Origin of the sequence: Paraburkholderia sp. Clong3, from assembly GCF_050436485.1 — a bacterium.
Taxonomy (GTDB): Bacteria; Pseudomonadota; Gammaproteobacteria; order Burkholderiales; family Burkholderiaceae; genus Paraburkholderia; species Paraburkholderia tuberum.
This window is the reverse complement of the sequence record NZ_JBNDMH010000001.1, coordinates 817,490-834,965: the sequence shown is the minus strand read 5'-3', so window position 1 is coordinate 834,965 and position 17,476 is coordinate 817,490. Positions and strand designations below refer to the sequence as shown.

The following is a 17,476-nucleotide window of genomic DNA, read 5'->3' as shown; positions in this document are numbered from 1 at the left end:
GCATCGCTACAGCGCACGATTCGTGCAATCAGAAGATCAGAACTGGTGTCGCAGTCCCACGGTGACCGCGACCTGCGTGCCCGTCGACGATGGCGAGAGGGTATTGATCATCGCATCTGCGAGCACGGAATCCGCCGGCGCGCCATGAACATGCTGATAGACGCCTTCCAGGTACACGTCGGTACGCTTGCTCAACGAATAGTCGGTCTGCAGCATGACCGAATTCCATTTTGGAGAGGCTTTCGTGGCCCCCTGGTTGTAAGCACCGTCAGTGAACGTATAGGCACCGGATACACTCCACGCGGACGTCACCGAGTAGTGTGCGTTCACCTCGTAATTGTCCAATCGCAGATTACCGCCAAGCGGCAGATAGCTGCCGAGGCCCAGCGAGATGACGCCCGCCATGTTGTCGATCTGAGTATGGCTCCACACGAATCCGACAGTTGCGGGGCCGAACGTGTAATTGCCGCCGGCGCCCCAGATACGCTGGCGCTCCGCGATGAAGTTCGCGCTGCCGTCGCCCTGCGCGATTGCCCCATTCGGATTCGTGCCCGATACGCCGCCGCCTGCGTTATTGAACTGCAGGTACCCGCCAGCAAGATTCACTGGGCCCTGCGCATAACCTACGCTAAAGCCGTACGCGCGATTGTCAGCGAATCCTCCCGCCTTGTTGCTGAACGAATACATGCCTTCGAACGTCACGCCGGCATAGCTCGGGCTCACATACTTGACCGAGTTGTTGACGACCACGGAATCAGCCGCCAGGTTGTCGTTCTCGAACGGGTGTGCGGCGAGGTTGCCACCCCACGTGTTGCTCCCCGCGGTGATCGGTCCGAGCTGGTCGTTCAGTACATCGAACTGGCGGCCCAACGTCACGGTGCCGAGATTGTCGCTTTGCAACCCGACCCAGGCCTGAGAACCGAAGGCGTCACCCGGAAAGGCCTGGCTACCGTTGTTTAGATTGAAGCCCTGCTCGAGTTTGAAGATCGTACGAACACCACCTCCCAGATCTTCAGTACCCTTGAGGCCAAACACCGTATTCTGCGTGGAGCTGGTCGCCATTTGCCAATTGCTATGACCGGCCTGATTGTTGGTATAGATGAGTCCCGTGTCGATAAGACCGTACAGGGTCACGCTGTTTTGCGCATACGCGGAAACCGAAAATGCGCCGAGGACTCCGATTGCCAGCAAGGCTTTTTTCATGTCTTTATGCCCCATTTGCGATTACAGAAAAATAGAACAGCTTTTTCTTATTGAGACTTCCATAATTCATGACATCACCACAGCGTAGCCTGCATCCAGCAAGCGGCAATGATCGAAGGCCGCTTTTGAGCGCTCTTGAGCTTGTTGCGGGCGCTCGCGTGCAGTTCGCCGAGATCATTGGGGCAGTAGTTGGCCAGCGCGTGGCGCTTCAGCCAGGCCCACAGGTATTCGACCGGGTTCATGTCCGGCGCGTACGGCGGCAGGAACGCGATCTGGATGTGTCCGTCCAGGCTGTCCAGGTACTCGCGCACCAAACGACTGCGATGCGCCTTCAGGCCATCCCAGATCACCAGCAGCGGCTGCTTCAGGTGGGCCTTGAGCGCCTTGAGGAATTGGACGATCTCTTCCTTCTTGATGCTCCCCTCGTGCAGCCGGAACAAACAGTTGGTGCGCGTGAGCCCGGCGATGACCGAGACGTGATTCCAGTTGAAGTGAAACTGGATGATGGGCGTCTGTCCCTTGGGCGCCCAGGTGCGGACTCTGGTCGGGCGCTCGCTGATGCCGGACTCGTCCACGAAGACAATCAGCCGGCCTTCTCGTCGGGCTTTTTTTTAAGGGCGGGCCAGGTGCGGCGCTTCCAGTTGCGCACGGCATCCTCGTTGCGCTCGATGGCCCGTTTCTCGGGCTTTTGCGGGCTAAAGCCCAGTGAGCCCAGGATGCGCCAAACCTGCGTCTGGCCAAAGCGAATGCCGTGCATGCGTTCGATGACCGCGCCCACGCGCTTGAGAGTCCACAGTTCAGTGCCAAATCCATGCTCGACGGGGCTTTGCAGCAGGGCGGCGCGAACAGCCGCCAACTGTTGCTCATCGAGTTGGGCCGGGCGCCCTCGCTCGCCCACCTCTCGCAGCGCATCGATGCCGCCTTCATCGAGCAGCCGCTTCCATGTGTACACCGTCTGCCGAGCCACACCCACCGCCAACGCCACCTCGGCGCAGCCCTTGCCCGCCAGCAGCAGCCGACCCGCCTTCAATCGCTTCTTTGCTGCTTCGCTCATTCGCCTTTGCGCCATGCCAACTTGTCTCCAGGACCGTCCTGAAAATATAACGCTTGAGACACTCAACGGTTGTCATGATTTACGGAAAAATCAATAATTGGAGTTCCATCCCGGGACATTCCACCTGGGAGGGTCAGCTCGCGCCGATCTGCTTCTAAATCGAAATGTGCTTTCCAATCGCATCAAACAAGCAGAATGGCCACTAGCTGACCGGCGGTCGCAATCACGATCGCCAGATCAACCGGATTGGCCAGAAGAAATCCGAGAAAGTCTGAATCGACGGCGCGCGTGCGCCACATCCCGACAAAGCCGACCGACAGAATCAGCCCGAATAAAAAGTCGAATCCGAATCCTGCGGCGAGCCATCTGTTATGCCTGACGACATGTTCGGCGAATGCGAACATTGCCAAAAAGGCGATTTGCGATATGAGAACAACCAGTACGACAACACGCTGCTGATTATTCTTTTTCATCGGCTGGCGGAAATCCGGTTGCTCGAACCCGGCACGACCTCCTCGCTCGTCTGGCCGAACTTCGGCAGTACGGGCGCGTACCTGGTAGACACCCGCATGCTCTCAAGTACGGAGGGTGCTCCGACTTCTGTCGCGGCCTGGCCGCTGTAAGCGCCAGGCCCCAACCCAAGGCACGCAGGCGCCCTGCCCCGCATGGCAGCGATCCCGGCAGGTACGCGGCACCCCAAAGGAGGGGCGGTGACCGTCGTACCCGCTCCATCCGCGGCGCAACCGTTATTCGACCGCCTCGCCATGCAGCACCAGGTCCAGTCCTTCGCGCTCTTCTTCCTCGGCGACACGCAACCCCATCACTGCGTCGATTGCCTTGAGCAGAACAAACGAGACCACCCCGCTGTAGATCAGCGTCGTCGCGACACCCTTGAGTTGCAGCATCACGTCACCGTCCGCGCCGCCGATGTCCTTGACCGCGAACACGCCGGTCAGCAGCGCACCGACGATCCCGCCCACGCAATGCACGCCGAACGCGTCGAGCGAATCGTCGTAACCGAGCTTGTGCTTGAGCCACGTGGCCGCCCAGAAGCAGACCACACCCGCGACGATACCGATCACGAGCGCGCCGAGCGTGCCGACGAAGCCCGACGCCGGCGTAATCGCCACCAGACCCGCGACCGCGCCCGACACGATACCGAGCACCGACGGCTTGCCCTTGGCCGCCCATTCGGCGAACATCCACGCGAGCGCCGCCGCGGCGGTCGCCACCTGCGTCGCGAACATCGCGAAGCCGGCACGGCCATCCGCTGCAACGGCCGAACCCGCGTTGAAGCCGAACCAGCCGACCCACAGCATCGCGCCACCGATCAGCGTGAGCGTCAGGTTGTGCGGCGCCATTGCTTCCTTGCCATAGCCGACGCGCTTGCCGAGCACCAGACAGCAGACCAGACCCGCGATACCGGCGTTGATGTGCACCACCGTGCCGCCCGCGAAGTCGAGGATGCCCGCGCTAGCCAGCCAGCCGCTCGGCTCCCACACCATGTGCGCGATCGGCGAGTAGACGATGATCGACCACAGCGTCATGAACACCAGCATCGCCGAGAACTTCATGCGGTCCGCGAAGGCACCGGTGATCAGCGCCGGCGTGATGATCGCGAAGGTCATCTGGTAGACGAAGTAGACCGTCTCCGGGATCGTCGGCGCGAGGTGGCTGACGGTCAGCGTCGTGGCCTTGTCGCCCTTGATGTAGTTCATGCCCGTCATGAACACGCGCGAGAAGCCGCCGATGAACGAGCTGCCCGGCGTGAACGCGAGGCTGTAGCCGACCACGGTCCAGACGATTGTCACGACACAGGTGATCGCGAAGCTTTGCATCAGCGTCGCGAGCACGTTCTTCTTGCGGACCATGCCGCCGTAGAACAGCGCGAGACCCGGGATCGTCATGAACAGCACCAGCGCGGTGGAGGTCAGCATCCACGCGGTGTCGCCGGAGTTGATCTTCGATGAATCGACCGAGAACGGCGCGGTCGGGGTGGCCGGTGCCGATGCAGCGGCATCCGCCGCGGCCGGTGCCGCTGGAGCCGCGGACGCTTGCGCGACCGGTACGGAGGCGCCCGCGGGCGCCGAGGCGTCTTGCGCGAATGCGGAGCCCAGGCCGCCGGCGAGCAATGAGCCGGCCATCAACAACGTCATCAACAGTTTGCGCATCTCTCTTTCCTCTTATCCCAGTGTTTTTTTATAGGGCGTCGGCGCCGGTCTCGCCGGTGCGGATCCGGATCACCTGTTCGATCGGCGTCACGAAGATCTTCCCGTCACCAATCTTTCCGGTACGCGCCGCACGTTCGATCGCCTCGATAGCCTGATCGACGATGTCGTCCGGGACGGCGACCTCGATCTTCACTTTCGGCAGGAAATCGACGACGTACTCCGCGCCCCGATACAGTTCGGTGTGCCCTTTCTGACGCCCAAAACCCTTGACCTCCGTAACCGTGATTCCAGAGACGCCAAGCGATGACAAGGCTTCTCGAGCCTCATCAAGCTTGAATGGCTTGATGACCGCACTGATTAGTTTCAATTTGCCTCTCCGTTGATCGCCCATCCCGATGCTCGCTGCGAATGACCGCGGCTCAGCGCGCGGAGACGTTCAAAGCAACTGTCATGCCATTCGCACGACAGGTATTGGAGCGGGGAATTATCGGAGGAGCCGAACTTCGGGTCCTTCAGCGGTCAGACGGATGTTGTGAGGAAGGGAGCGGGATTGGGCGGCAGCACTGTCAGAAGGCTTCTTGGCGGAATGCGGCGGACGGACTGAATGTACCCAGGCACCATGTGCGAGCGCGTTCCCCTGTCGTCCGTCCAATCGGGGGCATGCGTGCACGGTTCTGCCGCTCGTCATTACATATTCATTAATCGAAGCTTCCAGGTTTCCACTCGCACGCCCGACGCTCGCGAGCGTTCAAGAGGTCGAGCGCAACTCCGCCGTGATAACGTGCAAAGACATCGCAACTCGAACAGGAACAGATCAGGATGATTTCGCATGTTTTCGTTGGGGTTAATGACTTTGACCGAGCCTTGAAATTCTATTCGGCCGTCATGAGCGAGTTGGGACATCGACTGAAGTTTTGCGAGCCAGATAAACCGTGGGCTGGTTGGATGGCTGAGGGTATGCCGCGTCCGCTCTTCCTTATCGGCAGGCCATATGATGGCAACTCAGCAGAACACGGAAACGGTCAAATGGTGGCATTGCTTGCGCCTGATCGTCGTTCAGTCGACAACGCATACGCTAGCGCGCTGGCAAACTCAGGTTCTTGCGAAGGTCCTCCCGGCTTGCGAGCACACTATCACCCGGACTATTACGGGGCGTACTTCCGCGACCCGGAGGGAAACAGGATTTGCGTTTGTTGTCACGATCCCGTGACTCCGTAGCATTCGCAAAGCCCCGAACACGCTATACACCGGCCTATTTTCGAAGCGGTACCCGCTTCGACTTGAAAATTGCCGTCGAGGCGGCGCGAGCGGTCGAGGGGATCGGGTCGACTACTGTTCAGTGCAGTGAACCTAACATTCGGTTGACTTCCTCAGGCATTCGTTACCCCCGATGATCCCGTCGAGGGCTTCCATTCAGCAAGTCAGTCGTTAGCCGAGGTAATCTTGATGAACGGCCTGAGTTCAGGATTTGAGAGAGCGAGAAGATTGAGCGTCGCCCCGCCGAACCGACGCGCGAACTCATCGTCCAGCGTATTGTTGTAGTCGGCCACCGGCAGTTCTAAAGGAAACTGTCGCGTGGTAACCGCCAGCACCTTTTCAACGTCAAGCGTATAGGAGACCAGTGCCTGCTTTTCCTCCGACCACATGACCACGACACATCGCTTTTGGGGGTGAGTTGCCATTCAATATCCTCTGCATCGTTGATAGTGCTGAAATGCTCTCTGCGAGCACACATCCATGAATCTCTGCCCACCCATTGCCATCCGATAGGCAGTTCTTCAATTCGTTGTAGAGGGCCTTGGCGATCTCATGGTCGTCCATCCTGTGCATATGAAAGCGGTTTTCACTCCGGCCGAGCATATCGCGTAACTCGTATGACTGATGCGACACCAGCACGGATGGGCTATGTTGTAGCCACGCTGCGCGCGCTTCTTCCATGGCCTGCACAGTGTCGTCGTGTGCTTCGCGAGGTACGCTCGCCGGCAATGCAAAGTGGAACCACCGGTCCACGTCAAACAGCCAGGGAGACTCGATGTGAAGGTAGAACGATCTGCTAAGGCTGATCGAAAAGAAATGTCCGTGCCGCCTTTCATGGGCGCCGCGATGAGAGCCCAGGGAAACTGAATGCATAGTGCCTCACAGGCAATAAAGGAGGCCGGATTGTGCAACAAGGCACCATCTCAAAAAACGCCGAATTAAAGCGTGTTAGGAACTCCGATTGAGAGCTGGGATCCTGGCGGGATGAAAAGAGCAGACTGAAAAGGTTATCCGACTGATGCGTCGGATGAGAAATGAAGTTTCGCGGCGCCGTGCGGCGGCCGGTCGCGAGAGCGAGCCACGCGCACGTGCTTTGGAAAAACGCTCTAAAGAATACTGTCCAACGCCTTGGCGAGCCTGGCGACCACGCCTTCGACGTCATGCAGTTTGTCCAGGCCAAATAATCCGACGCGGAAGGTTTTGAAGTCTTCTGGCTCGTCGCATTGAAGGGGAACACCGGCCGCGATCTGCAAGCCGGCATCGGCGAATTTCTTGCCGGATCGTATGCCGTCATCGTCCGTATAGCAGACCACGACGCCAGGAGCCTGAAAACCTTCAGCCGCCACGCTTTTGAAACCTTTGTCACTCATGAGCGAGCGAATGCGCTTGCCGAGTTCAAGCTGCTCAGCTTTGACTTTCTCGAAGCCATATGCCTCGGTTTCCTTCATGACGTCGCGCAGCGTCGCGAGACTGTCCGTGGGCATCGTGGCGTGATACGCGAACCCGCCGTTCTCGTAGGCTTCCATGATCTGCAGCCATTTCCCGAGATCACAAGCGAAACTGGTGCTGGTCGTTGCGTCGATTCTTTCGCGGGCGAGAGGGCTGAGCATGACCATTGCGCAGCAGGGTGACGCGCTCCATCCTTTTTGCGGTGCGCTGATCAGGACATCGATGCCGCTGGCCTGCATGTCCACCCAGATCGTACCGGAGGCGATGCAATCCAGTACAAACATGCCGCCGACGGCATGCACCGCGTCGGACACCGCGCGCAAGTAGGCATCAGGCAGCATCATCCCGGATGCGGTTTCGACATGCGGCGCAAAGACCAGATCCGGCTTGTTTTCCTTGATCGCAGCGACGACTTCTTCGATCGGAGCCGGTGCATATGCGGCCTGCCTACCTCGTTCGACCGGACGCGCCTTCAACACCACCGATTCAGACGGAATGTCGCCCATGTCGAAAATCTGCGACCAGCGGAAACTGAACCAGCCATTGCGAATGACCAGACACTTCCTGTTCGTCGCGAACTGCCGGGCGACGGCTTCCATGCCGAAAGTCCCGCTGCCCGGGACGATAACGGCCGACTTCGCGTTGTAGACTTTTTTCAGGGCGCCGGAAATATCGCGTACGACTCCTTGAAAGAGCTGCGACATGTGATTGATCGATCGGTCGGTGTAGACGACCGAATATTCGAGGAGTCCATCGCGGTCGACATCGGGAAGTAAACCTGGCACGTTCGCCTCCGGTCATTGACGAGTAAAAGAATCGAAAACAGATTCTAACGAAAGCTGCCTGCAACGGCATCGGCCGGGACGCCCCCGCCCTTCTTCGATCGCAGTCGCCCCAAAGGTGGCGCCGCTCGCCTCCTCCCGACTGCTTCTCAGGGGAAGATCGGTGTCGTGGGCTCCGCGCCCTCGATATCGGCCTTCGGAAAATGCTGCGCGACCATCAGCTCGATCTCCTGTTCGCGCGATCCAGGCACGTCGGCCATGATCAGGAGCTGGCCGTCACGGATGGCGTCCCGAAAGCGCTCGAGCCGTGCATTCGGTTCGGCGACGCCGATCATCGCGGCCGTCCAGGCCCCGAAGCCGGCACCCGCCAACGTCAATGCGATGACGGCTCCGCCCGCAATGGCGAGCTCCGCGGGAGGAAACGCCAGCGCCACGAGGCCGACAAGCGCTCCGGTCGCACCGCCGAGCGCCACGCCTCGTTCGAGCGAGTGCACGACGTCGCTGCTCTGCAGCAAAGTTGCCTCGGGTAACTGTTCGAGTGCGACGCTGTGATTCGCGAGAACATGGATATGTCGCCATGTGATCCGCGCCCGCAGCAAGTCGTCTACGATCGCCTTCGCCGTCGTCATGTCAGATGTGAGGAAATAAAGACGTCTCATCTCGACCCTCCATCAATCAAGCCGTCCTCAAACGGGACGATGCCGTTCATCGTACGCCTGCGGCAGGCAAAAGTTGGCTCCGGGCAGGTGCGTGCCGTGTTTGGATGGATGGTCGCCGCTGTATGCCAGCTTACAAATTCTGAAAACTTCTCCTGGAGACATAGGGTTGAGCAAGAATCTGCTGCCAGACTATTTCGCGTAGTTCCGGCAAACCATGCAGGTTTGCGGTCCACATTACGTTAGGCGTCTAAACGGAGGCAAACAATGACACGCGTTCGCGTTGCGGGCTTCACCATTTCGCTCGACGGATACGGTGCAGGCCCGAATCAAGACATCAACAATCCGCTCGGCGTTGGCGGGACGGAACTGCATCAGTGGCTAGTCCCAACACACACGTTCCAGCAAGCCTTGTTCGGCAAGGACGACGGTACGACCGGGGTTGACGATGATTTCGCCGCCCGTGGCTTTCAGAATGTCGGGGCCTGGATTCTTGGGCGGAACATGTTCGGACCCATTCGTGGGGACTGGCCGGACACAAACTGGAAAGGCTGGTGGGGAGACAATCCACCGTATCACGTTCCAGTCTTCATCTTGACCCATCACGCTCGTGCCCCCATCGAGATGGCAGGCGGCACGACGTTCCACTTCATAACAGGAGGCATTCGCGAGGCGCTCGACCGTGCACGCGAGGCCGCTGCCGGAATGGACGTGCGCATTGGCGGTGGGCCGGACACAATTCAGCAGTATCTTCGCGAGGGCCTCATCGATGATCTGCACATTGCCGTCGCGCCGGTCCTGCTCGGCCGGGGAGAATCGCTGTTCGAAGGGGTCGACTTGCGGGCTCTTGGATACGAATGCGTTGAATTCGTAGCGTCGGAGAAGGCCACGCATGTCGTCCTAAGGCGCCAAGGGCACACGGACGCCTAACCACTCGCTGAAGGCCGACGCCCCTGACGGGCCGCGGCCTTCGCTCGCGCGTTGAGTGGACCGGTCTTGTACCGCATACTTCAGTGAATCACACCACCGAAAGGATCGACATGGTTGCTGACCTTGCACGCTCCTGGTTGACCTGGAGCGCGCCTGCAGCCGCTGCGCAGGCCTCCGGTCGCCCGCTCGTGGCGCTGGAATCGACCGTCATCGCCCACGGCATGCCCTACCCGGAGAACGTTCGCACTGCGCGCGAAGTGGAAGCCTTGATCCGTGACGCGGGTGCCGAGCCGGCGACTATTGCGCTGATCGATGGGCGAATCCACATCGGCCTTTCGGATGACGAGCTGGAAACGATCGGCCGATCGGACCGCGTACATAAGGTCAGCCGCCGCGACCTGCCGGCCGTGCTGGCCGGCAGCGGGCTGGGCGCCACGACCGTCGCTGGCACGATGATATGTGCGGCGTTGGCCGGCATCGAGGTCTTCGTCACCGGAGGCATTGGCGGCGTACATCGAGGCGCGCATGAAACCTTTGACATCTCGGCCGACCTGCAGGAACTGGCGAAGACCTCGGTGGCGGTGATCTGTGCCGGTGCGAAGTCCATCCTGGACATCGGGCTCACATTGGAATACCTGGAAACCCACGGCGTGCCGGTGCTCAGTTGCGAACAGGACAATTTTGCGGCGTTCTACACGCGGGACAGCGGCTTTCGCGCGGACTTCAGGCTGGACGACGCGGAGGAACAGGCACGGTTCATCCGCACCAAGTGGGACCTGGGCCTCGACGGCGGTGTGGTGTTGAGCACTCCGGTGCCGGAAGCCGCAGCGATGTCGTTCGAAGAGATCGACGCGCTGACCCAGCAGGCGCTCGACGAGGCCGCTGCACAAGGAATCACCGGCAAGGCCGTCACCCCCTTCCTGCTGGCGCGCATCAAGGCGTTGACAGGCGGGCGCAGCCTGGCGACAAACATCGCGCTCGTGAAACACAACGCCGAGGTCGGCGCAAGGCTGGCGCTAGCGTTGGCACGCTCAAAGCCCAGCACAGGCGCGGTGTAGCCTCACTGCCGTTTCGCGCGGCTGGTGATTTCCTTGACGGCCACCGCGCTCATTTCGAGCCAGTGCCGAAGCTGCCGCCGCCCGGGGCGCAGGGCTCCACGAAGCCAGCCCCGTGCTATCTTTGACGGATTCGACACCTTCCTCTCAGGAGGGCTGGTGGACGTCGCCGTGTGGCTGCACAGCCTCGGAATGGAGCGGTATGAACCGGTGTTTCGCGAGAACGCCATCGACGCCGACGTGCTTCGCGATCTCACCGCGGACGATCTGAAAGAACTGGGTATTGCGTCGGTTGGTCATCGCCGCAAACTGCTCGATGCCTTGACTGAATTGCGGGCGCGAACCGGGCCCCGGCATAGCGCCGCGAGCCCAGGCGAGGCGAAAGGCGAACGACGGCAGGTCGCCGTCCTGTTCGCCGATCTGTGTGGCTTCACGCGGATGAGCCGTGAAGTCGACGCGGAGGAAGTACTCGCCGTGCTCGATCGCTACTTCGAGCAGGTTGACCGCACCATCGAGCAGCATGGCGGGCACGTCGACAAGCACGTCGGCGACTGCGTCATGGCAGTATTCGGCGCGCCGCACTCGAGTGTCTACATGGCAACGTCCTGCATGACCTCGGCGACATGAAGTCGGCACTTCATGCATTCGAAATCGCCCTCGAATATGCGACGACGGACGTGGAGCGTTGCCGCGCATGGATCGGGCGGGCCACGGTGAAGCGGATCATCGACGATCTCGACGGTGCATGGGCCGACCTCGACTACGCCGCTGAAGCCTCCCAAGGCCTGTTGCGCGAAGAGGCGCGCATTCACTTCCTGCGCGGCAATCTGTGTTTTCCCCGCGGCGATATCGACGGCTGCGTGCGTGAGCACGGGCGCAGCCTTGCACTCGCGCGCGACGCGTGTGATCCCGAACAGGAGGCGGCCGCACTCGGCGGCCTTGGCGATGGCGAGTACATGCGCGGCCGGATGATCAGCGCCCACGCGGCCTTCAGCCGCTGCATCGAACTCTGCCAATGCCATGGCTTCGGACGGATCGAGGTGGCCAACCTTCCGATGCGGGCGATCACGACGTGGTTTACCGGCGAAGCCGCGCGCGCGCTCGACGCCGCGCTTGCCAGCGTCGCCGCAGCGCAGAAGGTGGGGCATCCCCGCGCACTCGCCGTCGCCCATCACGCTGCCTGGCACTGCCTGCACGATCGCGCGGAGTGGGATCGTGCGTGGGAGCACGTCGCTCCTGCGCTACAGTGCGCGCGCGAGCTGAAATCAAGGCGCTTCGAAGGTGAAGCGCTCGCGTTTCGCGCGGAATTGCATCGGGTCGCCGGCCGTCCGCGCGAAGCGCGCGCCGATATCGAAGCGGCGCTGTCGATCAGCCGGGAGACCGGCATGAACTACCTGGGCCCCGCTTATCTCGGCGTGCTCGCGCGCACGACGGACGACCCCGTTGTCTTCGCACAGGCGCTCGCGGAAGGCGAGGCTTTGCTCGCGGCCGGAGCGGTGAGCCACAACCACTTTCTGTTTCGACGTGATGCGATAGATGCATGCATCGACCGCAAACGCTGGGATGCGGCCGCGCACCATGCTGCGGCCCTTGAAGACTACGCACGCCGCGAGCCATCGCCTTTTTCCGGATTTTTCGTGGCGCGCGCACGGGCGCTTGTCTCGCATGGAACCGGCAATCGCGATCCGGCATCGCTGAAGGAACTCCAGCGGCTACGGCAGGAGGGCCCCGGCCTGGGTTTCCTTTATGCGCTCCAGGCGATCGAGGCCGCGCTTGCGGGCGAGGCCGATAGAGGAGGATAAGGTCGCCGCGCTCACTCCTGTTGACGCCGTCCAACCATCACCGTATCTTGCAATCCAAGGTAAAGCGACATGACACGGCAGTTGTGTCTGACTGTTTTCCGTTGACCTGGCCACGACGATGAACATTGACGATCGGCTTCTCGAGAGCAAAATGATCGCGATCGAGCAGGCGAGATCATGGAGTCCGCGCGTCATTTCCAAGCTCGAGACTCTGATCAGGAGCGGCGACGAGCTGTCCGTCTACCGGGTCAATCCGCTGGCGTTTGCGCGAGATCGCGGCATAAGCGAGGCTGAATGCATTGACCTCTTTCTTCATGCGGCGCGATACGGATTGTTCGAGATGAACTGGGACGTTCTTTGTCCGCAGTCGGGAATGGTCCTCCACAGCTTCGGATCATTGCGCACTCTTAAGACCCATTACGTCTGTGGGCTATGCGACGTTACGGGCGAAACCGACCTCGACGATTTCATCCAGGTCACGTTTTCAATATCGCCCGAACTTCGGAGGCTGACGTTCCACGATCCCGAGTCGCTTTCCGTTGAAGATTTCCACTGGAAACTGCGATTTAACGGTGACGGTCGGTTCGCCGGCCAGCAAGTCCGGTTTCTCGACTTCTTGCGGGGGCTCGTGCGCGGCCTCACGTTCCTGCCGCCAGCTTCGACGACGACCCTGCAGGCTGTTCTTGGCCCCGGTGCCTTGACGGGTGTGAATGTCGAGACACAAGCCGCTCTCATCGTTCCGATCGCTGGTGAGGCCGCTACCTCGCCGACACTGTTGCAGGTCGGTTATGACGGTCAACGGTTTGCCCCGGCGCTCTCCGTTGTGCCGCCGGGTCCTGTCGTCATTCAAGTAAGGAATACCGGGAGCACGCGCGGGTCGCTGCTCTTGATCAATTGGCCTCCAGAGGTCGTCGCTCAGGCCATCAAGCCGCCGCTCGAATTCGAACCGTATCTCTCCGGCGGGGCGCTGGTGGCGCGACAAACCTTCCGGCGCCTGTTCCGCTCGGAGAACGTTGACGAGAAGGAAGGCCTTGGGATTCGGCAAGTGACGTTCGTTTTCACGGATCTCAAGGGTTCGACGGCCATGTATGAACGCATCGGCGATCTGAATGCGTACGGCCTCGTCAGACAGCATTTCGCCTTGCTTGAGATGATCGCACAACGGTATTCCGGCGCTATCGTAAAGACGATTGGCGACGCTGTGATGGCCGTCTTTTGTCGACCAACGGACGCAGTTTCCGCGTCGTTGAGTATCGTGGAGGAAATCGGGCGCTTCAATCGCGAACGTGGAGAACCGGCGATCATCCTGAAGATCGGGGCACATTGCGGGCCGTCGATTGCGGTGACACTGAACGACAATCTCGATTATTTCGGTCAGGCCGTCAACGTCGCCGCGCGCGTGCAGTCTCTCGCCGACGCCGGGGAGATTTGCATTTCGGAAGCGCTCTATAGTGCGCCTGGGGTCCGCGACCTCCTTGGTGGCCGCACTGTCGTCGAATTTGAGGCTCCGCTTCGCGGCCTCCAGGGCAGGGCAAGCGTGTATCGCATCGTGTCCGAGTGGTGACGGCTTACGGCGCCGATCTTGCCTCCTCTTGGAGGCTATTCTTGTTTGCTCAACGTCGAACCCGACAGGTGCCGAGATGGAGAAGAACAACGCAGCCGGTTTGCTCCCTATGCACGGCGTTCAGCCGCGTTCCGAGGAAACGCTCGATCCGGACGATTGGACCGCGCTGCGGACACTCTCGCACCGCATCGTCGACGATGCGGTCGACTACCTGCGCGACGTGCGCAGCCGGCCAGTGTGGCGAAGCATGCCCGAGAGCGCCAAGGCCTTATTCGAGCAGACGCTGCCACGCTCGGCGTCACCAGTGGAAAGTATTTATCACGAGCTTGACGAGAATTTGATGCCCTATCCACTGGGCAACGTACATCCTCGCTTCTGGTCGTGGTATATGGGGGCAAGCAACTTCACCGGCGCACTGGGAGACTTCCTGGCGGCAATTCAGGGTTCTAATCTGGGTGGCGGCAATCATGCGGCGGCTTCGATGGATCAGCAGGTCGTCAACTGGTGCAAGGAGATGGTTGGCTTTCCAGTTTCCGCCAGCGGCACATTGGTCAGCGGCGGCTCAATGGCAAATATCATTGCCCTGACAGTGGCACGCAATGCGAAGGCTGGAATCGACGTGCGCGAGCATGGTGTAGCCGCCATCGACCGACCGTTGCGATTTTATGGCTCGGATCAGATGCATAGCTGCCATCGTAAGGCGATGGAGTCGCTAGGCCTGGGAAACGCGGCGTTGCGGCGGATCCCGACAGACGCGGCGCTGAGAATCGACGTCGACGCGCTGCGGATTGCGATCGCAGAGGACCGGTCAGCGGGATTTCAGCCTGCTTGCGTGATCGCAACGGCGGGGACAGTCAATACAGGTGCGATCGACGATCTGATGGCGCTGGCGGATCTGGCCGCTGAAGAGAACGTCTGGTTACACGTAGACGGATGCATCGGCGCGCTGCTTGCGATCGCACCCGACAATTCATATCGCGTCGCGGGCATTGCACGCGCTGATTCGATCGCCCTCGATCCTCACAAGTGGCTGCACGCTCCGTTTGAGGTCGGCTGCGCCCTCGTTCGCGACGCCGCGGCGCATCGAGGCGCATTCGCGGTGACACCGGAATATCTGCAACCAACAGCGCGCGGAATTGCTTCGGCCCCCTGGCTCTACGAGTATGGATTGCAGATGTCCAGAGGTTTCCGTGCGCTAAAAGTCTGGATGGCTCTAAAAGAGCATGGAGTCGAGAAGTTCGGCCGTCTGATCGACCAAAACATCGCGCAGGCTCGCTACCTCGGTGACCTCATCGACTCCGAGCGACACCTCGAGTTGGTCGTGCCAACCAACATCAACATCGTATGCTTCAGATATCGACCGGAGGAGATGGAACAGGCAGCATTGAAGGCGCTCAACATCGAGATCATGTTGCAGCTTCAGGAAGCTGGCATCGCGGCCTTGTCCGACACAACGGTGCACGGCGTGCATTGTCTCAGGGTCGCGATATGCAACCACCGAACTCGCAAGGGCGACCTGGATCTGCTGGTCAAAGAAATCGTTCGACACGGACAGCGGATTTTGCAAGGTTGGCAGAACCCAAAGGAGCCAGCATGAACATAAGCAATGCGAGCAGAATAATCGGCGCAATGTTAATTGCGGCCATCGCGAGTGGCGCGGCCTATGCGAACGCGCAACAAGGTATGAGCGCGACGGCCGGCGCGGTCGCACAAAGGGTGGCGGCCTCAAGCTCGCCGCCTCGACCTAGGCCGGATACTTCGATAGTTCGTGACGTTCGCCGCGCCCTCAGGCGGGTACCGGATATGGATGATTCAGAAATTCACATCAGGGCGAGCCACGGCGTCGTCACGCTCACCGGATCGGTGCCGGAAAGCTGGCAGATCTCGCGCGCTGGCAATGCATCGAGATCAGTGCTGGGAGTCAAGGCGGTGACGAACAGATTGACAGTGCGAAAGAGCGATGCAGCAAGCATTGAGCAACGTCTCGCGGCATCGGCCGGATAGGCTCGATGTTGATTTCATCACTTCGGCGTAGACGATGCTCTCGTGAGAATCTCCGGATCGACCTGAAGCTCCACGAAGGCGCAACGCGCGACTGTTGGGCGAAAACCTGATTTTGGGGTCGTTCGCGCCTCAGCTCGCTGCATTTAGCCCTTCACGCGTTCCGATCGCGGATCGTACGGCGCCCTAAGATGCACGGTTGCCCTCACCTGTTCGCCCGCCACGTCGATCGTATAGCGGCCTTGCGTGAGCCACCCGGCATCGGCGGCACCATCGGCACGGTTCACGAAACCCATTGCAACCGGACATCGCAATGTATGCCCAAACGCGGCTGAGGTTACCGCCCCTACTGGCTTGCCGTCGCGCAAGATTGCTTCGCCACCCCATAGCGTCAGATGTGCGGCGCCGTCGAGCGTCAGGGTAACGAGACGCCGGCGCAGCGGCGCCTCGCGCAGACGCAGAAGGGCGTCGCGACCGCGGAAGGCGATGTCCTGGTCGAGCTTGCAGGCGAACGCCAGGCCTGCCTCGAACGGATTGCAATCCGGCGAAAGCTCGCGGCCCCAGGCCCGATAGCCTTTTTATGACGCTATCGAGCGACGACATTCGCTGCGTCTCGAGCATACTGCGTGGGCGGCAGCCCGACATGACGCGTGAACGCGACGCTGAATGCGCTCGCCGAGCCGTAACCGACACGCTCCGCGATCACCGCGATGCTGACTTCGTTCCGGCGCAGCAGGCTCCTGGCGACGGCCATGCGCCACGACAACAGATACTCCATCGGTGCCACGCCGACTGCGCGGCTGAATCGATCGAAGAAAGAGGACCGTGAAAGCGCGGCGGTTTTTGCGAGTTGTGCGATCGTCCAGGGCTTGTGCGGACTCTCGTGCATATGACGGATGGCGAGCGCGAGACGGGCGTCGGCGAGGCCGCGGACGAGTCCGGGCGACGCCCCCGTCCCCGTGGCTCGCAACGCTTCAATGAAGAGCACCTCGAGCAGTCGCGCCAGCACGACCTCGCGCGCGGGCCGCTGCGCGCGCGATTCTTCCCTCACGAGCTTGACGAGCGTCGCCAGCCTGGGTTCACCGCGCACGTGCGCGAGCTTGGGCAAGAGCGAGACAAGCAAGGCCGCATCCGGCGAACCGAACTCGCAGAGGCCCGCAAGCCATTGGGCTTCTGGCGCGACCGATGCATCGCCGAAACGAAAGCTGCCGTCGGGCAGTGCCGCGGGCGCGATATCGGAGACGTCGTCATCGTCGGGCGGGTTGATGCTCGTCATCGTGAAGCTAAAAACTTCGGGCACGAGCACGAAGTCATCGGCCTGAAGAATGAGCGGCTCGCAACCATTGACGGATAGACGGAAGGAACCTTCGAGCACCACGCAATAGAACGGCTGGCCGACTTCCGTGCGGCTCGCGCGCCAGCGCCCGGCGCCGCTCAGCACTTTCGAGAACGTGGGCGTCGGCTTCAGCAATGTGACGATTTCGGCGAGCGGGTCGATCATGATCGGACGATTTCGAATGAAACCTGGACGCTCAATTGTAGCGAGTCCGGG

General features: G+C 60.8%; 17 protein-coding genes and 1 pseudogene. 8 read left to right on the top strand and 10 right to left on the bottom strand.

Annotation, left to right across the window (positions count from 1 at the left end; translation table 11 throughout):
• Window positions 1-36: 36 nt before the first annotated feature.
• The 5 genes from OKW30_RS03960 to OKW30_RS03940 all read right to left on the bottom strand — a co-directional run bounded on the left by OKW30_RS03960 (window position 37) and on the right by OKW30_RS03940 (window position 4,795).
• Window positions 37-1,203 carry a porin gene (locus OKW30_RS03960; protein ID WP_429346030.1) on the bottom strand — a complete coding sequence of 389 codons (1,167 nt, stop codon included), beginning with the start codon at window positions 1,201-1,203 and terminating at the stop codon, window positions 37-39.
• A gap of 74 nt (window positions 1,204-1,277) precedes the next feature.
• Window positions 1,278-2,272 (bottom strand): IS630 family transposase gene (locus OKW30_RS03955; RefSeq protein ID WP_184074580.1). Its coding sequence is split into 2 segments (ribosomal slippage): window positions 1,278-1,807 and window positions 1,807-2,272, totalling 996 coding nucleotides; the frame shifts between segments, so codons are not numbered across the junction.
• A 167-nt stretch (window positions 2,273-2,439) separates the two neighbouring features.
• A complete protein-coding gene (locus OKW30_RS03950; RefSeq protein ID WP_184073140.1) occupies window positions 2,440-2,730 on the bottom strand; it encodes a hypothetical protein in 291 nt (96 codons plus the stop codon).
• A 273-nt stretch (window positions 2,731-3,003) separates the two neighbouring features.
• Window positions 3,004-4,428: an ammonium transporter gene (locus OKW30_RS03945; protein ID WP_429346029.1), complete on the bottom strand. Its 1,425-nt coding sequence runs from the start codon at window positions 4,426-4,428 to the stop codon at window positions 3,004-3,006.
• A gap of 28 nt (window positions 4,429-4,456) precedes the next feature.
• Entirely contained in the window at window positions 4,457-4,795 is a 339-nt protein-coding gene (locus OKW30_RS03940; protein WP_026226100.1) for a P-II family nitrogen regulator, read from the bottom strand.
• A 452-nt stretch (window positions 4,796-5,247) separates the two neighbouring features.
• Here OKW30_RS03940 and OKW30_RS03935 point away from each other — a divergent pair, with 452 nt between their 5' ends.
• On the top strand, window positions 5,248-5,646 hold the full coding sequence (locus OKW30_RS03935) for a VOC family protein (RefSeq protein ID WP_184055671.1): 399 nt from the start codon (window positions 5,248-5,250) through the stop codon (window positions 5,644-5,646).
• Window positions 5,647-5,849: 203 nt separating this feature from the next.
• Here OKW30_RS03935 and OKW30_RS03930 read toward each other — a convergent pair whose 3' ends face one another.
• The 3 genes from OKW30_RS03930 to OKW30_RS03920 form a co-directional block, all read right to left on the bottom strand.
• Complete coding sequence (locus OKW30_RS03930; RefSeq protein WP_184055669.1) at window positions 5,850-6,110, bottom strand: hypothetical protein; 261 nt, start codon at window positions 6,108-6,110, stop codon at window positions 5,850-5,852.
• Between the two features lie 681 nt (window positions 6,111-6,791).
• Window positions 6,792-7,919 carry an aminotransferase class V-fold PLP-dependent enzyme gene (locus OKW30_RS03925; RefSeq protein WP_184058865.1) on the bottom strand — a complete coding sequence of 376 codons (1,128 nt, stop codon included), beginning with the start codon at window positions 7,917-7,919 and terminating at the stop codon, window positions 6,792-6,794.
• A 146-nt stretch (window positions 7,920-8,065) separates the two neighbouring features.
• Window positions 8,066-8,575 carry a DUF1269 domain-containing protein gene (locus OKW30_RS03920; protein ID WP_184073845.1) on the bottom strand — a complete coding sequence of 170 codons (510 nt, stop codon included), beginning with the start codon at window positions 8,573-8,575 and terminating at the stop codon, window positions 8,066-8,068.
• A 264-nt stretch (window positions 8,576-8,839) separates the two neighbouring features.
• On the opposite strand from OKW30_RS03920, the gene OKW30_RS03915 reads away from it, so the two are divergent.
• The 7 genes from OKW30_RS03915 to OKW30_RS03885 all read left to right on the top strand — a co-directional run bounded on the left by OKW30_RS03915 (window position 8,840) and on the right by OKW30_RS03885 (window position 15,927).
• The gene (locus OKW30_RS03915; protein WP_429346028.1) at window positions 8,840-9,502 is read left to right on the top strand and encodes a dihydrofolate reductase family protein; all 663 of its coding nucleotides are present in this window, start codon (window positions 8,840-8,842) and stop codon (window positions 9,500-9,502) included.
• Window positions 9,503-9,612: 110 nt separating this feature from the next.
• Window positions 9,613-10,560 (top strand): pseudouridine-5'-phosphate glycosidase, encoded by a 948-nt coding sequence (locus tag OKW30_RS03910; protein WP_429346102.1) that lies wholly within the window; start codon window positions 9,613-9,615, stop codon window positions 10,558-10,560.
• Between the two features lie 33 nt (window positions 10,561-10,593).
• The gene (locus OKW30_RS03905) at window positions 10,594-11,184 is read left to right on the top strand and encodes an adenylate/guanylate cyclase domain-containing protein (protein WP_429346027.1); all 591 of its coding nucleotides are present in this window, start codon (window positions 10,594-10,596) and stop codon (window positions 11,182-11,184) included.
• The gene (locus OKW30_RS03900) at window positions 11,181-12,359 is read left to right on the top strand and encodes a hypothetical protein (RefSeq protein ID WP_429346026.1); all 1,179 of its coding nucleotides are present in this window, start codon (window positions 11,181-11,183) and stop codon (window positions 12,357-12,359) included. The genes OKW30_RS03905 and OKW30_RS03900 overlap by 4 nt, the downstream gene beginning before the upstream one ends.
• Before the next feature lie 118 nt (window positions 12,360-12,477).
• Window positions 12,478-13,923: an adenylate/guanylate cyclase domain-containing protein gene (locus OKW30_RS03895; protein WP_187618609.1), complete on the top strand. Its 1,446-nt coding sequence runs from the start codon at window positions 12,478-12,480 to the stop codon at window positions 13,921-13,923.
• 76 nt (window positions 13,924-13,999) lie between these two features.
• Complete coding sequence (locus OKW30_RS03890; protein WP_429346025.1) at window positions 14,000-15,520, top strand: pyridoxal phosphate-dependent decarboxylase family protein; 1,521 nt, start codon at window positions 14,000-14,002, stop codon at window positions 15,518-15,520.
• Entirely contained in the window at window positions 15,412-15,927 is a 516-nt protein-coding gene (locus tag OKW30_RS03885; protein ID WP_429346024.1) for a BON domain-containing protein, read from the top strand. The genes OKW30_RS03890 and OKW30_RS03885 overlap by 109 nt, the downstream gene beginning before the upstream one ends.
• Before the next feature lie 143 nt (window positions 15,928-16,070).
• On the opposite strand, the pseudogene OKW30_RS03880 reads toward OKW30_RS03885, so the two are convergent.
• Window positions 16,071-16,502 (bottom strand): annotated as a pseudogene (locus OKW30_RS03880) (glycine cleavage T C-terminal barrel domain-containing protein); the annotation flags it as partial.
• A gap of 8 nt (window positions 16,503-16,510) precedes the next feature.
• Window positions 16,511-17,425 carry an AraC family transcriptional regulator gene (locus OKW30_RS03875; RefSeq protein WP_429346023.1) on the bottom strand — a complete coding sequence of 305 codons (915 nt, stop codon included), beginning with the start codon at window positions 17,423-17,425 and terminating at the stop codon, window positions 16,511-16,513.
• Window positions 17,426-17,476 lie beyond the last annotated feature (51 nt).

What these genes read in the sequence shown, in the direction of transcription:
- OKW30_RS03960 (WP_429346030.1), bottom strand. Translation starts at nt 1,203, where the DNA reads ATGAAAAAAGCCTTGCTGGCAATCGGAGTCCTCGGCGCATTTTCGGTT.
- OKW30_RS03950 (WP_184073140.1), bottom strand. Translation starts at nt 2,730, where the DNA reads ATGAAAAAGAATAATCAGCAGCGTGTTGTCGTACTGGTTGTTCTCATA.
- OKW30_RS03945 (WP_429346029.1), bottom strand. Translation starts at nt 4,428, where the DNA reads ATGCGCAAACTGTTGATGACGTTGTTGATGGCCGGCTCATTGCTCGCC.
- OKW30_RS03935 (WP_184055671.1), top strand. Translation starts at nt 5,248, where the DNA reads ATGATTTCGCATGTTTTCGTTGGGGTTAATGACTTTGACCGAGCCTTG.
- OKW30_RS03930 (WP_184055669.1), bottom strand. Translation starts at nt 6,110, where the DNA reads ATGGCAACTCACCCCCAAAAGCGATGTGTCGTGGTCATGTGGTCGGAG.
- OKW30_RS03920 (WP_184073845.1), bottom strand. Translation starts at nt 8,575, where the DNA reads ATGAGACGTCTTTATTTCCTCACATCTGACATGACGACGGCGAAGGCG.
- OKW30_RS03915 (WP_429346028.1), top strand. Translation starts at nt 8,840, where the DNA reads ATGACACGCGTTCGCGTTGCGGGCTTCACCATTTCGCTCGACGGATAC.
- OKW30_RS03910 (WP_429346102.1), top strand. Translation starts at nt 9,613, where the DNA reads ATGGTTGCTGACCTTGCACGCTCCTGGTTGACCTGGAGCGCGCCTGCA.
- OKW30_RS03900 (WP_429346026.1), top strand. Translation starts at nt 11,181, where the DNA reads ATGAAGTCGGCACTTCATGCATTCGAAATCGCCCTCGAATATGCGACG.
- OKW30_RS03895 (WP_187618609.1), top strand. Translation starts at nt 12,478, where the DNA reads ATGAACATTGACGATCGGCTTCTCGAGAGCAAAATGATCGCGATCGAG.
- OKW30_RS03890 (WP_429346025.1), top strand. Translation starts at nt 14,000, where the DNA reads ATGGAGAAGAACAACGCAGCCGGTTTGCTCCCTATGCACGGCGTTCAG.
- OKW30_RS03885 (WP_429346024.1), top strand. Translation starts at nt 15,412, where the DNA reads ATGCAACCACCGAACTCGCAAGGGCGACCTGGATCTGCTGGTCAAAGA.
- OKW30_RS03875 (WP_429346023.1), bottom strand. Translation starts at nt 17,425, where the DNA reads ATGATCGACCCGCTCGCCGAAATCGTCACATTGCTGAAGCCGACGCCC.